At 48.8% G+C, this 24036-nt stretch carries 16 protein-coding genes and 1 tRNA gene; 16 read left to right on the top strand and 1 reads right to left on the bottom strand.

Translation table 11 applies throughout. The features are described from left to right. The first annotated feature begins 3 nt into the window (after positions 1-3). The 3 genes from bshA (at position 4) to SGI97_02550 (ending at position 2506) form a co-directional block, all read left to right on the top strand. Positions 4-1134, top strand: coding sequence for an N-acetyl-alpha-D-glucosaminyl L-malate synthase BshA (gene bshA, locus SGI97_02560; GenBank protein MDZ4722776.1), 1131 nt, complete (start codon positions 4-6; stop codon positions 1132-1134). Then, positions 1127-1936, top strand: coding sequence for a bacillithiol biosynthesis deacetylase BshB1 (gene bshB1 / locus SGI97_02555; protein ID MDZ4722775.1), 810 nt, complete (start codon positions 1127-1129; stop codon positions 1934-1936). Before bshA ends, bshB1 begins: the two co-directional genes overlap by 8 nt. 84 nt (positions 1937-2020) lie before the next feature. Continuing rightward, entirely contained in the window at positions 2021-2506 is a 486-nt protein-coding gene (locus SGI97_02550; protein ID MDZ4722774.1) for a hypothetical protein, read from the top strand. Between the two features lie 23 nt (positions 2507-2529). Here SGI97_02550 and SGI97_02545 read toward each other — a convergent pair. Then, positions 2530-2624: transfer RNA gene (locus SGI97_02545), tRNA-Sec, on the bottom strand. Positions 2625-2731: 107 nt separating this feature from the next. Between SGI97_02545 and recG the strand changes: the two genes are divergently transcribed. The 13 genes from recG to SGI97_02480 all read left to right on the top strand — a co-directional run. Continuing rightward, positions 2732-4861, top strand: coding sequence for an ATP-dependent DNA helicase RecG (recG, locus tag SGI97_02540; protein ID MDZ4722773.1), 2130 nt, complete (start codon positions 2732-2734; stop codon positions 4859-4861). 105 nt (positions 4862-4966) lie between these two features. Continuing rightward, positions 4967-5305: a DUF1844 domain-containing protein gene (locus tag SGI97_02535; GenBank protein MDZ4722772.1), complete on the top strand. Its 339-nt coding sequence runs from the start codon at positions 4967-4969 to the stop codon at positions 5303-5305. A 196-nt stretch (positions 5306-5501) separates the two neighbouring features. Next, positions 5502-6449 (top strand): UDP-N-acetylmuramate dehydrogenase, encoded by a 948-nt coding sequence (gene murB / locus SGI97_02530; GenBank protein MDZ4722771.1) that lies wholly within the window; start codon positions 5502-5504, stop codon positions 6447-6449. A 63-nt stretch (positions 6450-6512) separates the two neighbouring features. Further along, positions 6513-12572: a cell surface protein SprA gene (gene sprA, locus SGI97_02525; protein ID MDZ4722770.1), complete on the top strand. Its 6060-nt coding sequence runs from the start codon at positions 6513-6515 to the stop codon at positions 12570-12572. Positions 12573-12618: 46 nt separating this feature from the next. Next, on the top strand, positions 12619-13545 hold the full coding sequence (locus tag SGI97_02520; GenBank protein ID MDZ4722769.1) for a M28 family peptidase: 927 nt from the start codon (positions 12619-12621) through the stop codon (positions 13543-13545). Beyond that, positions 13527-14927 (top strand): L-seryl-tRNA(Sec) selenium transferase, encoded by a 1401-nt coding sequence (selA, locus tag SGI97_02515; GenBank protein MDZ4722768.1) that lies wholly within the window; start codon positions 13527-13529, stop codon positions 14925-14927. The genes SGI97_02520 and selA overlap by 19 nt, the downstream gene beginning before the upstream one ends. A gap of 8 nt (positions 14928-14935) precedes the next feature. Beyond that, on the top strand, positions 14936-16840 hold the full coding sequence (gene selB, locus SGI97_02510) for a selenocysteine-specific translation elongation factor (GenBank protein ID MDZ4722767.1): 1905 nt from the start codon (positions 14936-14938) through the stop codon (positions 16838-16840). Continuing rightward, positions 16821-18401, top strand: coding sequence for an amidohydrolase (locus SGI97_02505; protein ID MDZ4722766.1), 1581 nt, complete (start codon positions 16821-16823; stop codon positions 18399-18401). The genes selB and SGI97_02505 overlap by 20 nt, the downstream gene beginning before the upstream one ends. Positions 18402-18502: 101 nt before the next feature. Beyond that, positions 18503-19885 (top strand): nodulation protein NfeD, encoded by a 1383-nt coding sequence (locus SGI97_02500; GenBank protein MDZ4722765.1) that lies wholly within the window; start codon positions 18503-18505, stop codon positions 19883-19885. Between the two features lie 25 nt (positions 19886-19910). Further along, positions 19911-20669 carry a slipin family protein gene (locus SGI97_02495; GenBank protein MDZ4722764.1) on the top strand — a complete coding sequence of 253 codons (759 nt, stop codon included), beginning with the start codon at positions 19911-19913 and terminating at the stop codon, positions 20667-20669. A 22-nt stretch (positions 20670-20691) separates the two neighbouring features. Then, a complete protein-coding gene (locus SGI97_02490) occupies positions 20692-21183 on the top strand; it encodes a dCMP deaminase family protein (GenBank protein MDZ4722763.1) in 492 nt (163 codons plus the stop codon). Between the two features lie 200 nt (positions 21184-21383). After that, on the top strand, positions 21384-22709 hold the full coding sequence (locus SGI97_02485; GenBank protein ID MDZ4722762.1) for a glutamine synthetase family protein: 1326 nt from the start codon (positions 21384-21386) through the stop codon (positions 22707-22709). 104 nt (positions 22710-22813) lie between these two features. Then, positions 22814-24036 (top strand): hypothetical protein (locus SGI97_02480; GenBank protein MDZ4722761.1); only part of this gene is annotated, 1223 nt, incomplete at its 3' end.

Genomic DNA, 24036 nt, shown 5'->3' with positions numbered 1-24036 from the left:
GCTATGAAAATCGGCATCACCTGTTACCCTGTCGCCGGCGGATCGGGGATTGTCGCAACCGAGCTTGGACAACAACTGGCTGTTCGCGGCCACCAAGTTCATTTTATTTCGTACGCAATCCCATTCCGTTTGGACAAATACCAAGCCAATCTATTCTATCACGGGGTTGAGACCACAGCGTATCCGCTTTTTCAGAACCCTCCGTATACATTGACTCTGGCCTCCAAGATGGCCGATGTCACACGTAACTTTGGTCTCGATATTCTCCATGTTCACTATGCCGTTCCTCATGCGACTTCCGCGTACCTCGCCAGAGAAATTCTCAAAGCCGCAAACGTGACGCTTCCCAAAATTATCACAACTCTCCATGGCACAGATATCACTCTCGTCGGTGCCGATGCCTCGTTTTATGACATCACCCGCTTTTCGATCAATGCCTCGGATGGAGTCACGGCTGTCTCTAAATATCTTGCCGATGAAACGATGCAGGTCTTCAAACTCAATAAAGAGGTTAGAGTAATTCACAACTTTGTTGACAGCGCCCGTTTCAAACCGTTTTCAGCGCAATGCCAGAAAGATGAGTTTGTTAAACCGGGTGAGTTTCTTATCTGTCATGTTTCAAACTTTAGGCCGGTCAAACGGACAATCGATGTCATCGACATTTTTGATAGGATACATTTAGAACTCCCGGCCCGGCTTCTGCTCGTTGGCGAAGGGCCGGAGATGACTTTGGCGCGAAGGCAGATAACAAAAAAGGGATTGTCCGACCGGGTGATATTTTTGGGCAACCAAAGCCGGGTCGAGGCCGTGCTTCCTTGCGCTGATCTCTTTTTGATGCCTTCAGAAGAAGAATCATTCGGACTGGCCGCGCTTGAGGCGCTCGCCTGCGGTGTGCCGGTAATCGGAACGACAGGGACGGGCCTCTCTGAAGTTATATCGCATAACGTCAACGGTTTTCTCTGCCCGGTGGGGGACACAACCGCTATGGCGCGGGCTGGAATTGATCTGCTGAAAGACAAACCGCGCCATCTTGCTTTCAGAAATGCCGCGGCCAAAATCGCTCTTGAACGGTTCAAAGAGGACAAGCTCATTTCAGAGTACGAGAATTACTACGAGGAAATTCTGCATGGCTGACGCTTTAAAAATTGACAAACCGGTCAAACTCGACGCCCTCGCAATCGCAGCCCACCCTGATGACGTCGAAATCACCTGCGGCGGACTTCTCTTGAGACTTTTAGACAAAGGGTACAAGACTGGCATACTCGATTTAACCCGGGGTGAAATGGGCACTCATGGCAACGAGGCTACTCGCGCATCGGAGGCCGCCGCCGCCGCTAAAGTGCTGAATCTGAGCTATCGCGGAAACGCCGCGCTGCCGGACTCAGGACTATTTAATTCACAGGAGAACCGCGGGGTTGTCTCGAAAGTCATTCGTGAGACCCAGCCTGAGCTTGTCATTTTACCCCACTGGATGCAGCGCCATCCCGACCATTTAGCGGCCTCGGAGCTCGGTTACGATTCCTGTTTCCTCGCTGGTCTCAAAAAGGCCGCCGTCAACGGTCAGTTGATTGCAGGTGAGCCGCACCGGCCGAAAAAAATTATCTATGCCTCGTATTATCGCGAAAAGGAGCACTCGTTTCTTGTTGATATTTCGGAGCAGTTTGAGCGGAAATGCCAAGCTGTCGCGGCCTATTCATCGCAGTTCAGTACCCACACGCCGATGCCGACGATTCTTGCGAGCGTCTTTGCCCGAAGTACGCGGGCAGACACTGGCGGCAAACCGATATTTCAAAATGATGTCTCGATTTTCGATATGTTGTACTCGCGAGGGCGGTCACTAGGGCACACGGTCAATGTGACATTCGCCGAGGCGTATACGATTAAAGAGAATATTCTGGTGGACGACCCGTTCGTGATGCCAGTCCGGTCGATTTAGGGGGGCAATATGGAGTCTGAGTAGATAGGCTCTCATGCGCAACATGCTTTAGAAGTTAAGAACGGATTAACAGGAGTAAAACAAATGCCGAATCATCCTAAATTCAAAGGGAAAAAGATCGAAGACCAAGAGCATAATCGAACTGTTGCTAAGATGGGCAAATACTGGAGGGATTTTTTAGAGCCGATATTTTTGGAACATAAGTTATGTACTAGGGGGCGCATACACCCAAGTCCACCAAATACAATCTGCATCTATATATTCCGTTGCCAGTTTCTCCATGACCATAACGACGACATGCGTGGCTTATTTATGCACTCTCAAATAATAAGAGGGAAAGCCGGAGCCCAAATCGTGTTTAGACGGATTCAAAAATTTGAGCCCCTGCCTGAGGAACAATGGAAGAAATTATCACGTGATACTTGGCAACCTCAGGAGGAAAGGTGGAGAGCTTACGATATCTACAGCTTAGAAGATTTGTTAAAGGCTTCTGCTTTGGTCGGAACTGCTATAGATCGTTACGACATTCATTATGGTCTAATCGACGAGAAATTGCGCGACACTGATTGATCTGTAGCCACAACCTTAATAAATCGGAAGGGGTAGGAATCGAACCCACCGGGGACAATGCTATTGCCCCCCACACGGCTTTGAAGGCCGGGACCGCCACCAGACGACATCCTCTTCCATCGACATGATAACGTCCCGCACCTCACATTGCAAGGCCGCTGACCAAGACACTTCAAGACTGTCAGGCCGAGACAACTGACAGGGCATTCCCCTCCTCCATATATTATGATTGACAGTCACACCGAAAAAAAGCAGACTACTTGTATGTCCGATCTAAAACTCAATAGTCCGCTCCAGTATGTCAAAGGTGTCGGCCCAAAAAAAGCTGCGGCCTTAGGCAAATTGGGCATACAAACTGTGTCAGACCTGTTGTACTATTTCCCGCGAACGTACCTCGATCGAACAAATGTCATTCCAATTGCAAAAGTTCAGGTAAACGAGACCGCTACCGTGATCGGGGTTGTTCGCGCTCATGGAATGCTTTTCGGCAAACGTAAACGATACGAAGTCATGCTCGAAGACAACAGCGGCGCGCTTATGTTGCTCTGGTTTGCAGGCATTCGCTTTTTCGAACGGCTATTTCTGAAAGGGCAGGTCTATGCCGCGACCGGTCAGGTCGGATACTTCCAAGGCTTGCAGATAATCCATCCCGAACTCGAACGGTTGGACGACGAAACTGATAAACTTGTTCACTCCGGGCGAATCATCCCGGTCTATCCCCAGACGGCTGAGTTGAGCAAGCTCGGACTAAATAGCCGCGGGATTCGGACGCTCACAACAAGTATCTTCGAAAATCTCAAAGAAACTATTCCCGATGCTCTGCCCGAATCAGAACGAAATCGCTATCAATTGCTCAAGCTTGATGATGCCGTCAGACATATCCACTATCCTGAAAGCCGGGAGCAAATCGAAGAATGCCGCAGGCGTCTGGCCTTCGATGAGCTATTGTCATTACAGTTCTATGTCCATCGAAACAAAGGGAAGAAGGCGACTCTTGTCAAAAACCATCAGTATGCCCCGCCTGCTGACAAGCTCTCGGCCCTCAAGAAATCCCTTCCGTATGAATTAACGGATGCCCAAAAGAAAGTCATCAAAGAAATTATAGCTGATTTGCGTTTAAAAAAACCAATGACGCGGCTGTTGCATGGCGATGTCGGTTGCGGCAAAACTGCCGTTGCGGTTATCGCCGCGCTGTACGCTGCAGAGAATAAACTTCAGACGGCGTTCATGGCGCCGACTGAGATATTGGCCGAACAGCATTTCAGGAATTGGCATGATCCGCTTGCAGGAATCGGCGTTTCATTGGGATTGCTGACATCGAGTTTTAAGGCCTCGGAAAAGAAGAAAATAGCCGCCCGGTGCGAAAGCGGCGAACTGCAGATTCTTTTCGGTACCCATGCCCTAATTTCTGATTATGTAGCCTTCCAAAAGCTCGGTTTGGTTATAATCGACGAACAGCACCGTTTTGGCGTTGAACAACGCGGCCAATTGTTCGCTAAGGGGGACAATCCCGATCTGCTCATTATGACTGCCACCCCGATTCCGCGTACACTCGCTTTAACAATGTACGGCGATCTGGACATCTCGACAATTAACGCCCTTCCGCCCGGCCGCAAACCGATCCGAACCGTTTGGAGGAATGAAAATACCCGTCCAAAAGTGATGCAATTTGTCGCCGACCAGATTTCAAAGGGGGGCCAGGCATACATTATATATCCCTTGATTGAAAAGGGGGAGGAGGGAAATGAATCGCGTAATGCCGAGGATGCCTTTACTGAGCTTTCCGCTGGCGCACTAAAATCATACCGGCTAGGGCTTGTTCATGGACGTATCAAATCAAAAAAAAGGGACGAGACTCTTGCGCTTTTTCGAGAGCGGAAACTTGATGCTCTTATTGCCACTACAGTCATCGAAGTCGGCGTGGATAATCCGAACGCGAATATGATTGTGATTGAACATGCCGAGCGCTTCGGGCTTGCCCAGCTTCATCAACTTCGCGGACGTGTTGGCCGCGGTGAAACAGGCGGAACCGTAGTTGCCCTTGCGTATCAGCCGATGAGCGAAATATCGCGTCAACGGTTGGAATATTTCGCGGCGCACTCTGACGGTTTTGAAATCGCCGAAGCGGATTTGAACATGCGCGGACCCGGGGAAGTTTTTGGTTTGAAACAGTCAGGATTGCCGGAATTGCGGCTTGCCAATTACGCCCGCGACCGGGATTTACTTGAGGCTTCGCAGGAACTATCGCAACGGCTTTTTGTCGAAAAAGAGACGCTTGAAAAAGACTACAAAAATCTGTTTAATTATCTGATGGAGTCGGCCGTAAAACGGGATGTTAATTTGGGCGGAGGGTAGGAGAAGAGGGGAAGATTTAAGAGACCTTAGACTTCCGTCCGCCGCGCCTGCCCGCCGTGGTGGGGCCGACGGTGTGATCTTTTCAGTTAAAATATAAGGAGGAATATGGCCGACGAAACAAACACTCTGGATATGCAGTTTTATGGATTGATACTATCTCTGCAGGCCGCAGCAATGCAACAGATGGGCAAGACCGCTTCGGCTGTCAGCGGTAAGATTGATCGAAATCTTGAGATGGCACGACAGACGATTGACATGCTTGAAATGATTGAACACATTAGTCGAGGAAACCTAAACGACGATCAGCGAAAGCTTTTGACTCATATTCTCTATGAACTCCGCTTGAACTTTGTGGATGAATCAAAAAAGAATACCCCTGCGCCCAATGGGTCTAAAACCGTGACATCGGGTGAAAGACTCAATGAAGAGAAGAAATCTGAGTAATTTGTCTGGGTTTTATAGTGGTCTAAGCCGATACTACAAGAGTATGATTAGTAGCGAAATGTGTAGCGTACTTGCTCTTAGGTCTAGGGATAGTTTACCCGAAGTATGTTGGCTGAGAAACCCCTATTACAAGCATGCTGAGAGGTCGATTTGGCTTGATTTCTAGGCATATTTTAGCTATATTAAAAGGATGACAATGACAGAGCAACTCTCGGTGAGCAATGACCTTACTCTACAGACCGTCCAAGCGGCATTTGGGCATTCTCTTGAATGGAACAAAGAGCTGGCCCCGCTGACCAGCTATAAAACTGGCGGGCGCGCGAAATATTTTATCACCGCCGTATCCGCCGTTGAAATAGCCAAGGCGATCTCTGCCGCAAAAAAGCTGAAGCTTAATTTTTTCCTAATCGGCGGCGGATCGAATCTGCTGATCTCAGATGAAGGGTTCGATGGACTTATAATCAAAGTTGACGTCCGTGGATTGACTCGCATAGAACCTAATGGGATTGAATGCGGAGCCGGAGAAGATCTTATGGCATTGGTTGATTTCGCCACAAACCAGAACTTGACCGGAGCCGAGTTTGCGGCCGGAATTTGGGGCTCTGTTGGTGGAGCCGTTTATGGCAACGCCGGAGCCTTCGGCGGAGAAATTGGCCAGATAACGACCGAGGTTACTTTGGTCGATATTGAAGGACGCCTCAAAGTTGTTGCTCCGGATTATTGCCGGTTCAGCTATCGGGATTCCTTCCTCAAAGTCAGCCACGAAGTTGTTGTCAGTGTGAAGCTGGCTCTGCAGCCGGGGAATAGTAGTGAGATACAACAAAAGGTAGACGATATCCTTAAGCTTCGCGAAACGAAACACCCCAATGCCGGAAAATCGGCAGGCTGTTTTTTTAAAAATATTCCCGATCCGCGTGAGCAATACGGCAAGCTTCCTGCTGGTAGGTTACTTGAAGAAGTCGGCGCCAAGGGTCTTTCGGTTGGTGGAGCGAAGGTTTTTGAGAAACATGCCAATATTATCGTCAACACTGGCACGGCGACCTCGCGAGATATTCGGTCCTTGGCCGATATAATGAAGAAGCGTGTATTCGAGAAATTCGGTATAATGCTAAACGAAGAAGTCCAAACCATTGGCAAATTCTAATCAGAGGAGATCTATCGAACATTTTCTAACGAATTGAAGACGTATCTAACCAAAAGTTGGGCAGTGCACCTACAGTTTGTAAGAAAGTTCATAGCCTTCTCCTCATGCGCGGCCATGCTCCTTCTTGGAGCCAAGGCGGCGTATGCTGATGGACGGTTCAGCGCCACCTTTGACGACCCGCCTCCGGTCGTTTCTCGCTATAAACCCCAAAGCGAGCTTTTCTCCGTGGCCCTTGGGGCCAAGCCTTATTCAATCCTCTCTGAGCCGCTTCAATTTAAGCCGCTTCTCAAATCCAGCAGTCATTCCGCCAAAAGTCTCACTTTTGTAACCCCGTATGCGGCTAAGGGTGAGCTGATACCAGTATCTGTCGATGCTGAGCTGTTTAACGCTTACCGGACTTCTATACTACTGCGGCAGAGATTTAGTAGTTCCGTCTCAAAGTCAATCGCCGAAGCTCAAAGTGGAAGAAAACGAAGCGGGCTATCGGTTGGTATAGATTTACCCAAGCGGTTTGATAAGATTTTTGGCGAAGGCGGCGGAAATCTCCGTGTCTCCGGCTATCGGAGAATCACGCTTTCAGGCAGGTCTCAGTGGACCGATGGCGCGGCGGCAGGATTAGTCCAGCCGAGTAGATTTCCATCGCTTAATATGGAGCAAATATCCCGATTCGAGATCGCCGGTACGATTGGAACCAAGATATCAGTCAAAGTTTCCCAGGATAACCAAACCGATATTCCGCTTGCAAATCGAATTCAGCTCAGATATAAGGGGGACGAGGACGACATACTGAAGACCATTGAAGCGGGCAACACAACCCTCGACTTAAAGCGAACCCAGTTTGTCGGCTATTCATCGACGATTCAAGGACTCTTTGGACTCAAAACCGAGGCTCAGCTTGGCAACCTGACGCTTACCGCCATTGCCTCACAGGAAAAAGGCTCTTCGGAGCGGGCCACCATTAATGCTGGTGGTCTCGAAGATGCAACATGGATTCGAGATTTGTCCTATGCCGAAGGGCGTCTGTATGACCTTGGATACGCCGATAGCTCCAATATCGACGGTATAGGATTCAAAAAAGGCGATTTTGTTCTCAGTGTCCAAGTATTTGAAGTTCTCCCGAAGGACATAAGCGCTCAAAATGGAACCAACCCTATACCAGCCACACTTTACATAAACACCTTTGACAGGACTCTATTTCCCGAGGAGTCCTCGGCGAAAGATTCTCTCGAGGTCAAAGAGTTGACTCGTGACAACTTTACTCTGGAACAGGATACGATAAAAAACCTGCATTACCTGCAGTTTACGTCTTCTCGCCGCGAAGCGATGGGTGTATTCATGATTATTAAACGCGCCGATGGAACAATTCAAACCGTCGGAGATATTACAGGATCAAACTATATCCTTAAATATATTCGTACACGGCCGGGACAGTACTTTCGATCTACAAGTAAGACTTGGCCGTTAATGTGGCGAAACGTATATAGCGTTCCAAAAGCAGGCGGCGCCGAAGACCTGAGTTTAAAGATTTTCAAAGGCAAGGCGGGTCAGGAAGGAACAGTTGCGGCGCTTGAATATCAGCTCAGTACGACCGGGACACCTGAAGGGAACTTTATTGAGATACTGGGACTTGACCAGTACAATGGATCTGCTCAGCAGCCCGACGGCTTAATAGATACTCGCCGCGAGATATACCGAAGTGATTGGGGTCTGCTTATTTTCCCAAGCCGAACGCCCTTCAATTCTGATACTACGTTTGTAGACGAAAATGGCACGGCCACAAATATTTTGAGTAAGACGGCGCGAAACTCGATCATTTACTCAGATGTTCCGGGCTCTCAGGCTTCGGCCAATGCTTCACAGTATTACATTCAGTATTCATCCAAGACACGAAGCTCGATAATTCGGTTAAACCGCACGAACATTATTGAAGGTTCGGAACGTGTAATGCTCAACGGGCAATTGCTTACCAAGGGTGAGGATTATAACATTCAGTACGATTTCGGCCAACTAACGCTCATCAGTGATGTGGCCAACGATCCCAATGCCGATCTGAAGGTTGAGTTTGAATATGCCCCCTTCCTGACTCTCGCTAAGAAGACGTTGTTCGGGGCCCGCGCCGAATATGAATGGAGCCGCGATCTCTCCTTCGGGACAACTGTTCTCTACAAATCAGATAAGGCCCAAGACCGTAAGCCCCGTGTCGGGCAGGAGACGTCAAAGGGACTTGTGCTGGATTTTGATATGGGTTTTCGCATCTATCCCGGCTTTCTGACAAAAGCCATTAATGCCCTCCCTGCTTTGACCACCGAAGCCCCGTCTACTATGCAGTTCAGCGCTGAAGTAGCGCAATCCCGCCCCAACCCAAATGTTGGAGGCGAGGCATATATTGATGATTTCGAGTCAGCTCTAGAGCAGGTTTCAATTGGTATGTCATATCAGAGTTGGACACTTGCTGCCTTGCCGCAGCAACTTGTTGGCCTGGGATATAATAGAAGCAAAATGTTGTGGCATAACACGCACGCCATTGCCTTCAGCGATGTTTATGAAGGAGAAAGACCACAAGGCGAAGGGACATTGACGCCATTCAGGATGATTTTTAGACCAGCTAAAGTCAACGCAGATACGTCTGGAGCAGATACTTCCGATACCAAGGCATGGGCAGGCATTCTCCGACATATTGGAAACAGAATCGATAAGTCACGAGTGCAACTCTTCGAAATGCGGGTTAAAGGACGAACCGGAAAGATTCATCTGGATTTCGGGCAAATCACCGAAGATGTCAATGGCAATAATGCTCCTGACACTGAAGATAAGGATCGGAATAAAGCAATTACCGAAGAGGAAGATATTGGGATTGACGGACTTTCGGATGGACAGGAGCCCGGTTATAATCTGGTGACAAATCCGGACCCAAATGGTGATAATTGGTTTAACGGTAAGGAAGGTGTCTGCCCGCTTCCTCCAGGGCAGTGCACGAATGTTCGCTTTAATGTGGAAGATCCTCGATTTTATGAATGGCTCAATGGCACTGAGGGAAATAGAGTGGCCGATGGTATCCAAACTACCCCTGATAAAGAAACATTTGCAGACCAGTTCCAGACCCTCAACGATTATTATTCCTTCACGATAGACCTTGCAAGCGACTCCTTTTTGGTGCCCGGTTCCGAGAAGATCTTGCCGGACGGAACCAACTGGCGCACCTATCGTCTGCCAATAAGGGACAGCCGCGCCTTAACCGATTCGATCGGCAAACCCGATTGGGATTTCATTCGATATGTGAGAGTCTGGTTTAACACCGAAGAATTCAGAGTAGAAAATGATACAGTTGAAGTTGCCAACTGGTATTTTGTCCAATCAAACTGGCAGGATTCTGTTCACGTCGACTCAGCAAACTTGAATCTCCCTGAGCAGCAGCAATCGAAATTTGTTGTAGCATCGGTCAGCGACGAAGAAAATGTAAACTTCACACCTCCGCCCGGAGTCGAGGCCTATTTTGACAGGACCAATAACGTAACCGAGGCACAACGCGCTCTCTCGCTCAGCTATGAGAATCTTCAGCCAAATGATACCGGTATCGCAAAAAAGAACTTGGTTTCAATCGAAAGGTATTCCGGGTATAGACACCTGCAGATGTATGTCCATGGCCCCATTACCAGTGTCAGCGATTCTGTTCGATTCTTTTTGAGGGCTGGCCGCGACTCAGTTAACTTTTATGAATATTCCACATTTGTGCATCCGGGCTGGGACGAGCGGAACTTTGTCGACATTGACTTTAATGCCATAACCGGAATAAAAGATTCGGCGCTCAGGGCAAAGGATAGTGTAAATGCCTTTCTCAATGTCACTTCCGGTAATTATCGAATTAATGGTCGCCCCAGTATTAATGACATTTCCTACTTTGCGGCCGGTGTTGTCAATGAAAGCAGTCAGCCGATTACTGGCGAAGTCTGGCTCGATGAACTTCGCGTTACCGATGTCAGAAAAGATATCGGCACGGCCTATCGCTTTAGCGTAAATGGCACAGCCGCTGACCTGTTTAACTATAATTTTGGTCTCGAACAAAAAGACCCTTACTTCCGCGGTCTTTCAACTGCCAACAGGGCTGGAGCCAGCGATAATCTTGGCAGTGGAAGCACTAATTCAGCCTATAACTATGGAGTCACATTTAACGCAGACAAGTTTTTACCGAAATCGTGGACAGCGCGCTTACCTATAAGTTATAGCTTTAGCCAGACCAGACTTGTCCCTCTCTTACGGACAAACTCGGACATTGTCCTTCCTGAAGACGTGCGGCTCGCCGAGCAGACATTTAGCAATCGGCGCAGCATCTCAATTTCAGAATCATTCCAGCGAAAAGGCAAAAGTCCGCTGTTTAATGTTCTTTTGAATCGTCAGAAAGTCTCATACTCGTATGCTCGTTCAATGCTCACCTCGGTGAATAACCCCCGCAATTTTTCTGAGAATTACAATGTAAATGCCTCGTACGATATGGGTCTAAAGAATCTTCCTCGATTGTCAATATTTGGATGGGCCAAAGATATTCCCCTGCTCAAACGACTGGACGGCACGAAACTTGGTATCTATCCCCAGAGCTGGGATTGGTCGGGCCGGTTTGATCGCTCGATACAAATAAGCGAGGATAGAAACGGCAAGCCGAAAACATCGCTTTCAAGAAGTTTCAATGGCCGGACAAGTCTCAGCTATGAGATATTTCAAAACCTCTCGACCTCTTATTCAATGAACACTGTCCGTGACTTGGCCGATATTGAAGGCGTTTCCCTCAAGCCGGGTAATTTCAAGCTGGGGCTTGAAACAAACTACGGTCAGACATTCTCCGCGAGCTATGATCCAAAGCTATTGAAATTTCTTACAACCGCCCTGTCCTATGGGTCCACGTACGGTGATGTATACGACCGTACCTCTGAAACCCGAGCCGCCAATCTTGCTCGAAACTGGAGCGTGAATGGCACCTTTAATCATATGCTACTTCTCGGCAAGCCCTGGAAGTCAACCAATCGGCCGTCAGCTTCGCGCGTTGCTCAAAATACACCGAATCCAAGTGACACCATCATCACTGATTCTACCGTTATAGACTCCACTCTCGCCGATTCAAACCGGATTCAGGCGAAGAAAGAAGAACCGAAGGTGGACGGCAGACCGATCTATGATCCGCCGCTGACTATTCTTCGACTCCTGACGGGATGGATAAAACCGATAACGTACAAATACGCTAAAACTTACAATAACAGCACGCCTGGAATGCTTACACGGTCATCGTACGGCTACCAATTTGGCTTCAAAGATGACCCCGATGGGCTTCGCAGCAGCGATGATCCGCGCTCTCCCTTTTCAAGTGAGGGAGTTAGCTATGATCTCGGCTCAGGTTTCAGACTGCTTGGGGGCCTACTTATTGATGTCCGGTTCAGACAGTCTATTACGCGGGATCTTTTCAGGGTTGGTCCGCGACAGGAACAAATTTCAACCTCGTGGCCTGATGTCTCGGTTTCGATTCAAAAGTTTACCACGTTACCGATTATTAAGCCATATGTGAACAAATTCATCGAAGTCTTTGCTCCTCGGACAGGCTATTCGCGCCAAACCCGCGAAACGGTCGAGTTAGATGGAAACTTTACCTCGAACCGAACGACTACGGAGAACTTCAACCCCCTTCTCTCGGTCAACTTCAAACTCTTCAGAGCCTTATCGATGTCGAGTTCGTACGCGCTAACCAAGACGCTTACCGAGCAGTTTGGGACATTCGATGGAAAACGACAAAGCAATTCCGTTGGAAAGCAGAAAAGACTGGCCTTTACCGCGAAATATTCATTCAGCGCACCAGGCGGTATTTCCGTCCCATTATTTGGTAAAGTGAAGTTCAAGTCTCAAATGGCTTTGGAAGTCACCGCCAGGTTCTCCGGAGACCAAAGCGAAACAATACCAGTCGTCGGAATTCGAAGACTTACAACAGATAAGTCGGACTTTTCCATCGCCCCCACAATTTCCTATACGTTTAGTCAACAAATACAAGGCGGCTTATCTGCAATGTGGCAAGATACGAGCGATAAGCTTGGTAGAAACACACATGTCCGCCAGTTGCAGATTTGGACTGAGATTAAGTTCTAATCGCTTTTTGATTTGACAAGCCCTTCTCTGCTAAGCAGATTGGGCTATGACACTCGAATATCTTGTACCAATACTGAGCGCAATTCTTCTTCTGGGCTGTGCCTCAAAGATTAGCACTACAGATTTTGACGGCGCACAGGCCCTAACCTACATAGAACAGCAGGTTGCCTTTGGCCCTCGGGTTCCAGGAAGTGTTGCATCGGCGGAATGCAGAGACTACCTCAAGAGGCACTTTGTCTCCAAAGGCTTGGCTGTGGACAGCCAGTCGATGACTTTTGACGATCCCTATTCAAACAATCAGATTCCGCTTGTAAACCTTATTGCAAGTTTTAGAGGCGACAAATCGGATTCCAAAGCCATCCTGCTTATGGCGCACTATGATTGCCGTCCCCGCGCAGAACACGCTTTCGACTCGTCCAAGAGTGAACTTGCAATTGATGGAGCCAACGATGCCGGCTCAGGTGTTGCCATATTAATGGAATTGGCCAATATGCTTGCCGTGTCCGCGCCTGTCGCTAATGTAGATTTGGTCTGTGTCGATGGAGAGGACTGGGGCAAACCCGGAGACGGTGATTGGTATTTGTTGGGATCGCGTCATTTTGCGTCTCTTGGAATCCGGGATAAATATCATTTCGGAATCGTCATAGATATGGTTGGAGACAAAAGCCAGCAGATTTACCGCGAATTTTATTCTCAGACATTTGTACCGACACTCAATGATTATATTTGGAAAACAGCATCGCAGCTAAATGTGACTACTTTTATCGATTCGGTAAAATATCCGATACAGGATGACCATCTATCGCTAAATGCCGGAGGAGTGCCATCTGTTGTTCTCATTGATTTCGATTACATCTACTGGCACACAGAACATGACACGCCCGATAAATGCTCAGCAGAATCATTGGCGAATGTCGGACGAGTAATTGCGCACATACTTTACAATTCATCGCAATGGCCCAAAAACTTATAACAAAGCTCAGAGATTTCCCCTCCATCGATGAACTGCTCAGTGATGACAGACTGAAAGCGGTTTCATCGCTATTACCGCGACAGATGGTGGCATGCGTCGTCCGCCAGACTGTTGAGAGAGTAAAATACGATTTTTCCGTAAAACCAGTTTCACTCAAAGAAGACGAGCTGTTTATCGCCATCTCTGATGATATCGAAGCCTTGAATAGGTATAGAATCCAGCCGGTCATAAACGCCACTGGGATAGTTGTCCATACAAATCTTGGACGTTCCCCGCTTTCGGAATCCGTATTCGAGGCCATCAAAACGACCATCATAGGATACAGTAACGTGGAGTTCGATATTGAAAAAGGCGCGCGGGGGAGCCGGGGAGAAATGTGTGAGAGCTACCTTGCTTTGCTCTCTGATGCCGAATCCGGAACAGTAGTCAATAATTGCGCCGCTGCGCTTTTCATAATTCTCAACACGCTGGCGAATAAAAAAGATGTTATCATCTCTCGCGGCGAACTGGTCCAAATCGGAGGGGGATTCCGCATTCCAGACATATTGAAACGCGCCGGAGCCAAATTGGTCGAGGTGGGGACAACAAACATTACATATCTCGCAGATTATGCTTTGGCCATTACCGACAATACCGGACTGATACTCAAAGTTCATAAAAGTAATTTCATCCAAGCCGGGTTCAGCGAAGAAGTTCCTCTGGCTGCCCTTGTTGAACTCGGACGAAGCCATGAAATCCCGGTCTGCAATGATTTAGGCAGCGGAGTCTTTGTTCAGACCGAAAAAATACTCGGATATCGGGAGCCCACAGTCCAACAGTCAGTCAGGGCCGGGGTAGATCTGACCTGTTTTTCGGGAGATAAAATGCTTGGTGGCGTTCAGTCCGGTTTGATTGTCGGGAATGCCAAACTTATTGCAAAGATTAAGAGGAACCCGCTCTTTAGAGCATTGAGGGTCGACAAGATTGTTTTTGCGGTGCTTGAGAAACTGCTGTCGTCGTACCTGAGCGGGACATACATGCAAGACATAAAACTCTGGCAGATTCTCTCAGTTCCTGAATCTGAATTATATAAGCGGGCCAAAGCTATCGAAGCAAATCTCGGATTTCCCAAAGAGATTACCGTAACCGGCACAAAAGCCTACGTTGGGGGGGGAGCGCTTCCCGAAGCCGACATACCATCAGTCGCGATTCGCTTTTCGGAGGATTATCATGCCCAAGGACTGGCGGCGCGTTTTCGTCGTTTTTCACCGCCCATAATCGGACGCGTAGAGAACAATACTTTCCTTATAGATATTAAAGCCGTCGATTCATCACAGGACGCCTATTTGACGACAGCTCTCCGCATCATTGTCGACCGAAGCGACCTCCCCAGATACGAATGATTTAGCCCATGATCATCATAGGCACCGCCGGACATATCGACCATGGCAAGTCATCTATCGTCAAGCGGCTGACCGGTACTGATCCTGACAGACTGCCCGAGGAGAAAGCCCGTGGGATGACCATAGATCTGGGCTTTGCCTTCTATAGCACTTCGCATGGCGATGATATAGCCTTCGTCGATGTCCCCGGGCATGAACGCTTTGTAAAAAACATGATTGCAGGCGCAGGGGGAATAGATGTCGTCATGCTTGTTATAGCCGCTGACGACGGCTGGATGCCCCAGAGCCAGGAACATTTTCAGATAATTCGACTGCTCGGAATTGAGCAGGGCATCATCATCATCAACAAAATCGACCTCGCTCAAAATGAGTGGATTGACTTGCTCGAGAAGGAAGTACGTGAAAAGACAGCTGGCTCACCTCTTGCGAATGTCCCAATCTTTCGCGTCTCAGCGGCGACCGGAGAGGGATTCGATCCACTTATTAAATTTCTAAATAATCTTCCAGCGATGATCAAACAGAAAGACGACATTGGTAAAGCCCGTCTTGCAATAGACAGGTCCTTTATACAAACAGGAATTGGCGGGGTGGTTACCGGCACACTGCGTGGAGGTACATTGACCCAAGGTCAGATGGTGACGGTTTGGCCGTCGGGAGAATCGGGCAAAATTCGTTCGCTTCAATCGATGGGTTATGATGCAGACCGTGTAACTCCGGGAACAAGAGTTGCCGTCTCACTTGGAGGCATCGACAAAGTCAATCTTACCCGCGGGGGGGGAGTAAGCGACCGGGCTGATCTCTCTTACTTTAAAGAAAACCCTGTGCTTGCTCTTCACATGGAGATGACCGTAGATGCGCTACTGGAGCTTGAGGACCGTAGACGCGCGCTTTTGCTCATCGGAACAAGTGAATCCAAAGGCGAGGTCAGGATATTCGACGCCGAAGCATTGAAACCCGGCGAAAGCGGCATAATCTTTTTTCGACCGGATGAGCCGATGTACACACTTGTCGGTGATCACTTTATTCTTCGCCTGGCCACCCCAATGATCACACTTGGCGGAGGACAAGTTCTCGATCATTTTTCCGTATTTCCAAGGCGCAAGGAACTTGAAAACCTTTCGTATCTGAAATCAAGAGCAGACTTTACTACGCAATCTCTCATTCTCTCAGAGCTTGAAAAATCTATTATGACGCCCGAGACGAATTTTCTGGAGAATGCAAATATCTCATCTAATGCAATAAAGTTGGATATTGAAAACCTTCTGGTCGGGGGAATGATAGGACGATTCGGAGAGCATTTGTTTTATTATCCGACCGTCGCTGAAATCGGCAAAAAACTCATCGAACAAATGGCAAACATTTTTAAAGCCCAGCCCCATCTCAGAGGGATAGCTCCTGAAGCGCTCGCCAAGCATATTTCATTGTCATCTTCTAATGTGTCTGTTCTGATGGATTATCTTGTCGGCTCGGGTTCGCTGGTTAAAGTGATCGATGGATATGATATTGCCGGCAGGACGGTGACCCTGAAAGGAATTATCAAAGAAGCTTACGAGACAGTAATGAAAGAGCTGCATGCCCATCCATACGCACCTCCCGACATTAGCACTTTCGCCTCAAAAGGGAAGATCTATCAGCAGGCAATTAAGCATATTATTGACAGCTGTGAAGGATACAAATGCGGCTCTGAGTTTGTGTTCCTTTTCCCCGTGTGGCAGGAAGTTGTCTCATTTGTCAAAGACAAACTGAATACCTCAACCAAGCTGGCTGTGGCCGACCTTCGTGACCGATTCGGATTTACCCGCAAATACGCAATTCCAATTCTTGAAGAGACCGACAGAATCCAGTTGACCCACCGCGAGGGAGATTTCCGCATGAAAGGGAATAAGTTCAACGATGAAAATCCTTCTCTATAACGGCTGTGTCCACACACAATCAAATGGACAGGTCGTGGATTCAATTGTTATAGACAAGGAGAAAATTGTCGTCGTAGGGAACAATCTTCGCAATTCAGCAGACTTTAGAAACTTTCGGCGTCTCGACCTTAAGAAAAAAATGGTCGTGCCCGGTTTGGTAGATGCTCACGCGCATTTATATTATTTCGCCATGTCTCTGGGACGCGTTTCGCTTCATGGCTTGACCTCAATAACCGCCTGTCTGAGCAAAATCGAACAGTTTGCGAAAACCGTCCCGCGTGGCGGATGGATAGTCGGAGAAGGCTACTCGCCCGAAGGTTTCAAAACTCGCCAAGAGCCGGACCGCTATATGCTCGACAGCGTCAGCGCAGGGCGGCCGGCATTTGTATTCGCCAAAGACCACCATTCAGTCTGGGTGAACAGCAAAGCCCTGGAAATAGCAGGTATAACCTCAGCGACCTCCGATCCTAAAGACGGCGAGATCGTGCGTTTTCCCGATAAAATGCCAACAGGCATTTTACGCGAGGCCATAGCCTTCGAGTATATGTTCAGTTTTATTCCGCTGCCATCCAAAAGTGAAATGAATGGCCTGTATGATAAAACCCTTGGAATAGCATACTGTAAAGGCGTCACAGGCGTGCATTCTTTCGACAGTCCTATCGCGCTGCCATTCTATCTGGAGCGGGCCGAAAAAAATACTTTAGGCTTACGGATCAATCACTATCCCCGAGTACAGATGTTGCCTGACCTGATTAAGAGCAAAACCCGTTATGGGACGGGCACTGAGTTCTTTCGTTTTGCAGGAATAAAGCTTTTCGCCGATGGCACTCTTGGCAGCCAAACCGCTCTCTGTTTCAAGCCCTTCATTGGTTCGAAAAACAACTGCGGAATCGAAACTGCTTCAAAATCGGACATGCTCCTCGCCGCCAAACAGGCCGCCCATCTCGGATTTCCATGTGCAATCCATGCCATAGGAGACAAGGCCGTTTCAAATGTGCTCGATGTCTACGAGTCTGCCCCGCGACTCATGAATGGGGCGAGACATCGTATAGAGCATTTGCAACTGATTCGCAGAAGCGACATCGCCCGTTTCAAAAAGCTGCATGTTATCGCCTCAATGCAGCCATCGCACTGTCCCTCAGATATCGAAATGATCCATCGTTCTTGGGGAAAGCGAGGCAAGGACACCTATCTTTTCAAAACATTAAGGAAGCGCGGCATTCATCTCGCGTTCGGCTCCGATGTCCCCATTGAGCCGCTTGACCCGCTTGCAGGGATAGCCGCTGCTGTCAGACGGTCACTGCCAAACAAAAGGACACGATTTTATCCCGAAGAAAGGCTTTCTGTCACCGAAGCCATCCACGGTTTCACCGCTGGTGCGGCCTATGCCTGCGGTCAGGAGCACTGCCGAGGCTATCTGCAGACAGGCTATCCAGCCGATTTGACTATCCTTGAGCACGATATCACCGCGGTTACTCCTGCGAGAGTTGAAAATACCGAGATCCTCGCGACCATCATAGATGGTGAAATCAAGTACCTTCATTCTTCGCTCAAGCTTTAGACGGAATTGTCAGAATCCGCACCGACGCATATTCAATGCGATTGCCGTTGACATTGGCCGAACTGGCACTGATATTATTCCGTGTGAATGGGATTTTTTCTATGCGACGAAAAATAGTACCGATTTTTATCTGTGTCTGTTTTATGGGCGGACTCCTTTCACTTGTAGCCGGTTCACTCCTTCGCGCTGACACCACAACAATCACTGATACGACCGAAAAAATTGTCGCGGAAAGCACTGTATCTGATAGTTTGTCGGCTGTCAGTCCTGACCGTGAATCCGGTAGTCTTGTCTACACCCTCTTCATCGAGGGGCCAATCGGTGTTGTCACCGATGATCGTATTGGGTCAGCAATTGCCGAAGCCGAAGGAGCGAAGGCGGACCTCTTGATAATTATCTTGGACACACCCGGTGGATTCAGCGCGCCCACATGGTCAATCAGCAAACGATTTTTTGCCAGCGAAGTCCCAGTTTGCGTCTACATCGCTCCCTCCGGCGCACGGGCCGGTTCGGCTGGAGTATATATGACCTACGCCGCGCATTTTGCCGCAATGGCTCCCTCGACCAATATCGGAGCGGCTCATCCGGTTGGCGGCGGGGGGCAACAGCCGGACTCCATAATGAATGAAAAAATAACGAACGATGCTGTCGCCCAGATAAAGGCCGCCGCTGAGCGACGCGGGCGAAATGGCGACTGGGCCGAGAAGGCGGTTCGGCAATCGGTATCAATTACAAATACTGAAGCTCTTGCGCTCGATGTCATAGATTTTGTTGCTTCCGACATTGACGATCTTCTGGAGCAGATCAATGGTCGCGAGACCGAGACGGGGCTTGGGAAAACCACCGTCAAGATTATCAATCCAAAAATCGAAGAGATTCCACTCACATTTGTCCAAAAACTTCTGCAGTTTATTACCCATCCCGATGTTGCCTTCATTCTTTTTTCGTTGGGTGGTCTTGGAATTGTAATTGAGTTATACAATCCTGGGGCCATTCTCCCGGGTATAGTGGGCGCGATTTCACTTATTCTCTCGTTTTATGCCTTTCAGACACTTCCTATTAACTGGGCCGGTGTGGCGCTGATACTCCTTGCCATTGTTATGTTCATCTTGGAAATAAAGATAATTTCTCATGGCCTGCTTACAATCGGCGGAATAATAGCCTTGTTCCTCGGAGGACTCATGCTTATTGATACTGTGGATCCGGTGTTGCGAGTATCACTGACGGTTCTCATCACCACAGCAATTCTCATCGGTGCGACAGCCGCGGCTGTCCTCTGGTTGGCAATGAAAGCCCAGCAAAGACAGCCCTTCACCGGCGTGGAGGGAATGATTGGCAGACAAGGCCAGGTAAGAAAAGGAGGTTTTATTTATGTCGAGGGAGCGCTCTGGAAGTATCTGAGCGATGCTCCTCTTGAATCGGGGGATAGAGTCGAAGTGACCGCCATGAATAACCTGACACTAACCGTTAGAAAAGTTTCCTGAAAAATAGAGAATGAGGAGGATGTAAATGCAGTTTCCTTTTGTCCTTGCAATCGTAGTAATTTTTGGATTCATCTTTTTATTCAACCTGATAAAGGTCCTGAATGAGTACGAGCGTGGAGTCATTTTCCGTCTGGGACGACTCATCGGCGCCAAAGGCCCGGGGCTCATCGTTCTTATTCCGATTATTGACCGTATGCGACGAATAGACCTTCGCGTTATCACATACGACATTCCCCCGCAGGATGTCATCACCAAAGACAACGTCTCGGTCAAAGTAAACGCTGTACTCTACTTCCAGGTCGTCGATCCCAATCGCGCTGTTGTCTCTGTCGCCAACTTTTTTGAAGCGACCTCACAGATTGCCCAGACCACGCTCCGCTCTGTATTGGGACAAGTAGAGCTCGATGACTTATTGACCAATCGCGACAAAATAAATGCTCAGCTCCAGGATATTATCGATGGACAGACCGAACCATGGGGTGTCAAAGTCAGCGTCGTCGAAGTCAAGAATGTCGATTTGCCTATCGAAATGCAGCGCGCGATGGCCAAACAAGCCGAAGCCGAGCGCGAGCGCCGGGCAAAAGTCATCCATGCCGATGGAGAGTTTCAGGCCTCCCAAAAATTAGCTGATGCCGCAAAAGTACTCGCTACGGCCCCAAACGCGATGCAGTTAAGATTTCTTCAGACGCTCACCGAGATTTCTGCGGAAAAAAACTCGACCATCATTTTCCCGGTTCCGATAGACCTGTTGACATCGTTCCAGAAGTTTCTTGACCGTCCATAAGCGAGTAGAATAGCCTTTTCCGATGACTACTAAACGAACAGATTATATCAGCTGGGAAGAATATTTTATGGCGGTCGCTCAGCTCTCTGCGCATCGTTCGAAAGACCCGAGCACTCAGGTCGGAGCATGTGTTGTCAATAAAACCAAACGCATTATAGGCATCGGCTACAATGGCTTTCCCAGTGGACTGAGCGATGACGAACTTCCTTGGGCTCGAGAAGGGGCGTATCTTGATACGAAATACCCCTACGTCTGCCATGCCGAAATGAATGCAATAACCAATGCCTCCAATAAACCCGAGCTCGACGGCGCGTCGCTCTATGTTTCGCTCTTTCCATGCAACGAATGCGCGAAACTGATTGTACAAGTTGGTATAAAAGAAGTGGTCTATCTGTCAGACAAGTATGCTGATAAGGATATGTTCATCGCCGCCAGACGCATTTTTGGAATGGCCAAAGTGAACTGTCGGCAGTTGATACCGAGCAGAAAGTCGATAACAATTACTCTTGAGTGATACTTCAAGATGTCAATTTAATGCATTGTGATACAATAGTATGCGTGTTTGGCGATTTAGGTGACATTGAAACACTTAAGATGAGTGCCGACGAAACCATTTTTCTGTTGCATTAGCAATTATCGTCCCTTTATTAGGGCTTTTTACTGAGGCCAAACATATAGAATTTGCCCGGGGTCTGGGCGCAGGAGAGAGGTAGAGTGACAAAAACTAAGGAAGATGTTTTAAGGCTGATAGACGAAGCCGGTGTCCACAACGTCCGGCTCTGTTTCACCGATATTCTCGGGCGAATCAAAGGGATGTCTATCACCCGGTCAGAGATTGAAGCGGTGCTGGAGCAGGGGCAGGGTTTTGATGGATCATCGGTTGAAGGCTTCGCCCGAATCGATGAGTCTGATCTGATGGCTATCCCCGATCCGAAAACTTTCCGCATTATCCCTTGGGAAGTTGCCGGGATGAAAGTCGCCATGATGTTCTGCGATATCCAAAACCCTGACGGGACTCCGTATGAGGGGGACCCGAGACACATTCTCAAACGCCAATTGAAAAAGCTCGAAGAAAAAGGATGGACATTTTATGTCGGTCCGGAACTTGAGTTTTTCTATTTCGAAAATGACAAAGAACCTAAGATTCTCGACAGCGCTGGATATTTCGATTACCAGTCAGTTGACATGGGTACTCTCCTCGTCCAAAAGACAGTTAACGCGCTTGAGATGATGGATATTCCGGTTGAGTGCGCCCACCACGAAGTAGCGCCCAGCCAGCATGAGATTGATTTGAAATACCAAGAGAGCATGGTGATGGCCGATTTTGTGCAGGTCTATCGTTTTATTGTCAAAGAAGTCGCCTCTCAAAATAATATGCATGCCACCTTTATGCCCAAACCAATCTTTGGCGAAAATGGTTCAGGTATGCACTGCCACATGTCGCTCTTCAATGGCGACAAAAATCTTTTCTTTGACCCGAAAAGTGAGTATAACCTTTCAACCACAGCTCGTCAGTTCACAGCCGGAATCCTCGCCCATGTCAAAGAAATCACGCTCGTTCTCAACCAATGGGTGAACTCCTACAAACGTCTGGTTCCCGGATACGAAGCCCCGGTCTATATCAGTTGGGGACGCCGCAACCGCTCAAGTCTCGTTCGTATCCCGATGTACCGAGTAGGCAAGGAAAAGGCCACCCGTATCGAGCTCCGCTCGCCGGATCCATCGGCAAACCCTTATTTGACGTTCGCTCTTATGTTGGCGGCAGGTCTTAAAGGAATCGATGGGAAGTACGAATTGGCCAAACCGATAGAACAGAATATTTTCAAGATGAACGATGAAGAAAAGGCCGCCGCTAAAATCGACAGCCTGCCCGGCTCGCTTATCGAGGCAATCGGTCTACTCGAAAACTCAAAACTCGCCCGTGAAACGCTGGGCGAACATGTTTTCAACAAACTCATCGCCAACAAGCGAATAGAATGGGATAACTTCCGAATCCATGTCTCTGATTACGAGCGGGAGAAATATCTCTCTATTCTCTGAGCTTCGGCTAAATAGATCAACCAATCTTGAATAGGAAAAGCGGATTCTCGCAAGTGGATTCGCTTTTCTCTTGCCGGAACAGGCCGTTTTAGTCATATTACGCAATGTACCGGCATGCCATTCGACACCTCGTAGTTCTCATCCTCGTCGCTTTTACCGTAAACTCATGCTTTGAGCAAAAAGCCACAGAACCTTCAAAAAGCGGCAGCTTTCCCGGAGGCGCAATTTATGTCAGACCGGGCGGGACAGGAATCGGTACAAGTGACCAGCCGATGGGATCGCTCCATCTCGCGCTTGAAAAGGCATACCAAAATCCATCAGTTCGTCAGATAAATGTCGCTGTTGGCGAACTCAATGAGTCGGTTCGTGTCCGAAGCGGCGTTCATATAACCGGCGGACTTGACCCGAATGCCGGCTGGACCAGTTCTCCGACACAGAAAACAACCCTCAAAGGTAGACGAATAGACAATTTATATATTGCGATGGTCATTCGAAATATCTCACGGCCAGTTATTGTGGAAAACATGACCATAATTGGCGAAAGCGCTATTGATTCAAGCTACTCCTCGTACGGAATCTATATTCAAGATGCCCCGGATGTCAGCCTTTTATCATGCCAGGTATCTGCTGGTAATGGCCAGGTCGGTAGAAGTGGCGACGCTGGCATGCCCGGAGCCACAGGTGCCAATGCCAATAAACAAGCAGCGGGCCTCTCTCCTGTGGGTGGAGGCGAAGGCGGGTCGGGCGGCCCAGCGAACAGCGCCTCAATAATGTCGGGCAGAGAAGGGAATCAGGGATTTTGCTTCGATGGCTCAGTCTCTGGCGGTATTGCTGGCCAAGGATCGACGTTCGGTAATGGACTTCCCGGCCAGATTGGCAATGGTGGTGAAGTAGGAACAGCCGGAGCTGGGGCAACTGACTCGCCCATTCTTGAGCCACTCGATCCGTATCTCCTCATTAAAACGTCATCAGGTCTATCAGGAACAAATGGAGCTAATGCCTGCGGCGGTGGAGGCGGTGGTGGATCGTCATCGTTATGGACGACTACTTATTCCTATGATGGGTGGAGCGGTGGCGGTGGCGGAGCTGGCGGAGAAGGCGGGCATGGTGGCAGAGGGGGGACGGGCGGCGGCGCTTCGATCTCATTGTTCTGTTCGCGAAGCAAAGTGAGTCTTTCAAACTGTCTGATTGTATCTGGCGACGGTGGTCGCGGCGGTCGTGGAGGTCTTGGAGGACAAGGCGGTTCTGGCGGCAAGGGAGGGGTAGTAACATCATATTTCTACAATGGCGGCCTCGGTGGTGACGGGGGCAAAGGCGGAAATGGCGG

The sequence above is a fragment of the Candidatus Zixiibacteriota bacterium genome, from assembly GCA_034439475.1.
GTDB lineage: Bacteria > Zixibacteria > MSB-5A5 > GN15 > FEB-12 > JAWXAN01.
This window is presented reverse-complemented; position numbering and strand designations above follow the sequence as displayed.

Coding starts and splice junctions, on each gene's coding strand:
- SGI97_02500 (MDZ4722765.1), top strand. CDS start 18,503: ATGCGACGAAAAATAGTACCGATTTTTATCTGTGTCTGTTTTATGGGC.
- SGI97_02535 (MDZ4722772.1), top strand. CDS start 4,967: ATGGCCGACGAAACAAACACTCTGGATATGCAGTTTTATGGATTGATA.
- SGI97_02490 (MDZ4722763.1), top strand. CDS start 20,692: ATGACTACTAAACGAACAGATTATATCAGCTGGGAAGAATATTTTATG.
- SGI97_02550 (MDZ4722774.1), top strand. CDS start 2,021: ATGCCGAATCATCCTAAATTCAAAGGGAAAAAGATCGAAGACCAAGAG.
- bshA (MDZ4722776.1), top strand. CDS start 4: ATGAAAATCGGCATCACCTGTTACCCTGTCGCCGGCGGATCGGGGATT.
- recG (MDZ4722773.1), top strand. CDS start 2,732: ATGATTGACAGTCACACCGAAAAAAAGCAGACTACTTGTATGTCCGAT.
- SGI97_02520 (MDZ4722769.1), top strand. CDS start 12,619: ATGACACTCGAATATCTTGTACCAATACTGAGCGCAATTCTTCTTCTG.
- SGI97_02495 (MDZ4722764.1), top strand. CDS start 19,911: ATGCAGTTTCCTTTTGTCCTTGCAATCGTAGTAATTTTTGGATTCATC.
- SGI97_02505 (MDZ4722766.1), top strand. CDS start 16,821: ATGAAAATCCTTCTCTATAACGGCTGTGTCCACACACAATCAAATGGA.
- murB (MDZ4722771.1), top strand. CDS start 5,502: ATGACAGAGCAACTCTCGGTGAGCAATGACCTTACTCTACAGACCGTC.
- selA (MDZ4722768.1), top strand. CDS start 13,527: ATGGCCCAAAAACTTATAACAAAGCTCAGAGATTTCCCCTCCATCGAT.
- bshB1 (MDZ4722775.1), top strand. CDS start 1,127: ATGGCTGACGCTTTAAAAATTGACAAACCGGTCAAACTCGACGCCCTC.
- selB (MDZ4722767.1), top strand. CDS start 14,936: ATGATCATCATAGGCACCGCCGGACATATCGACCATGGCAAGTCATCT.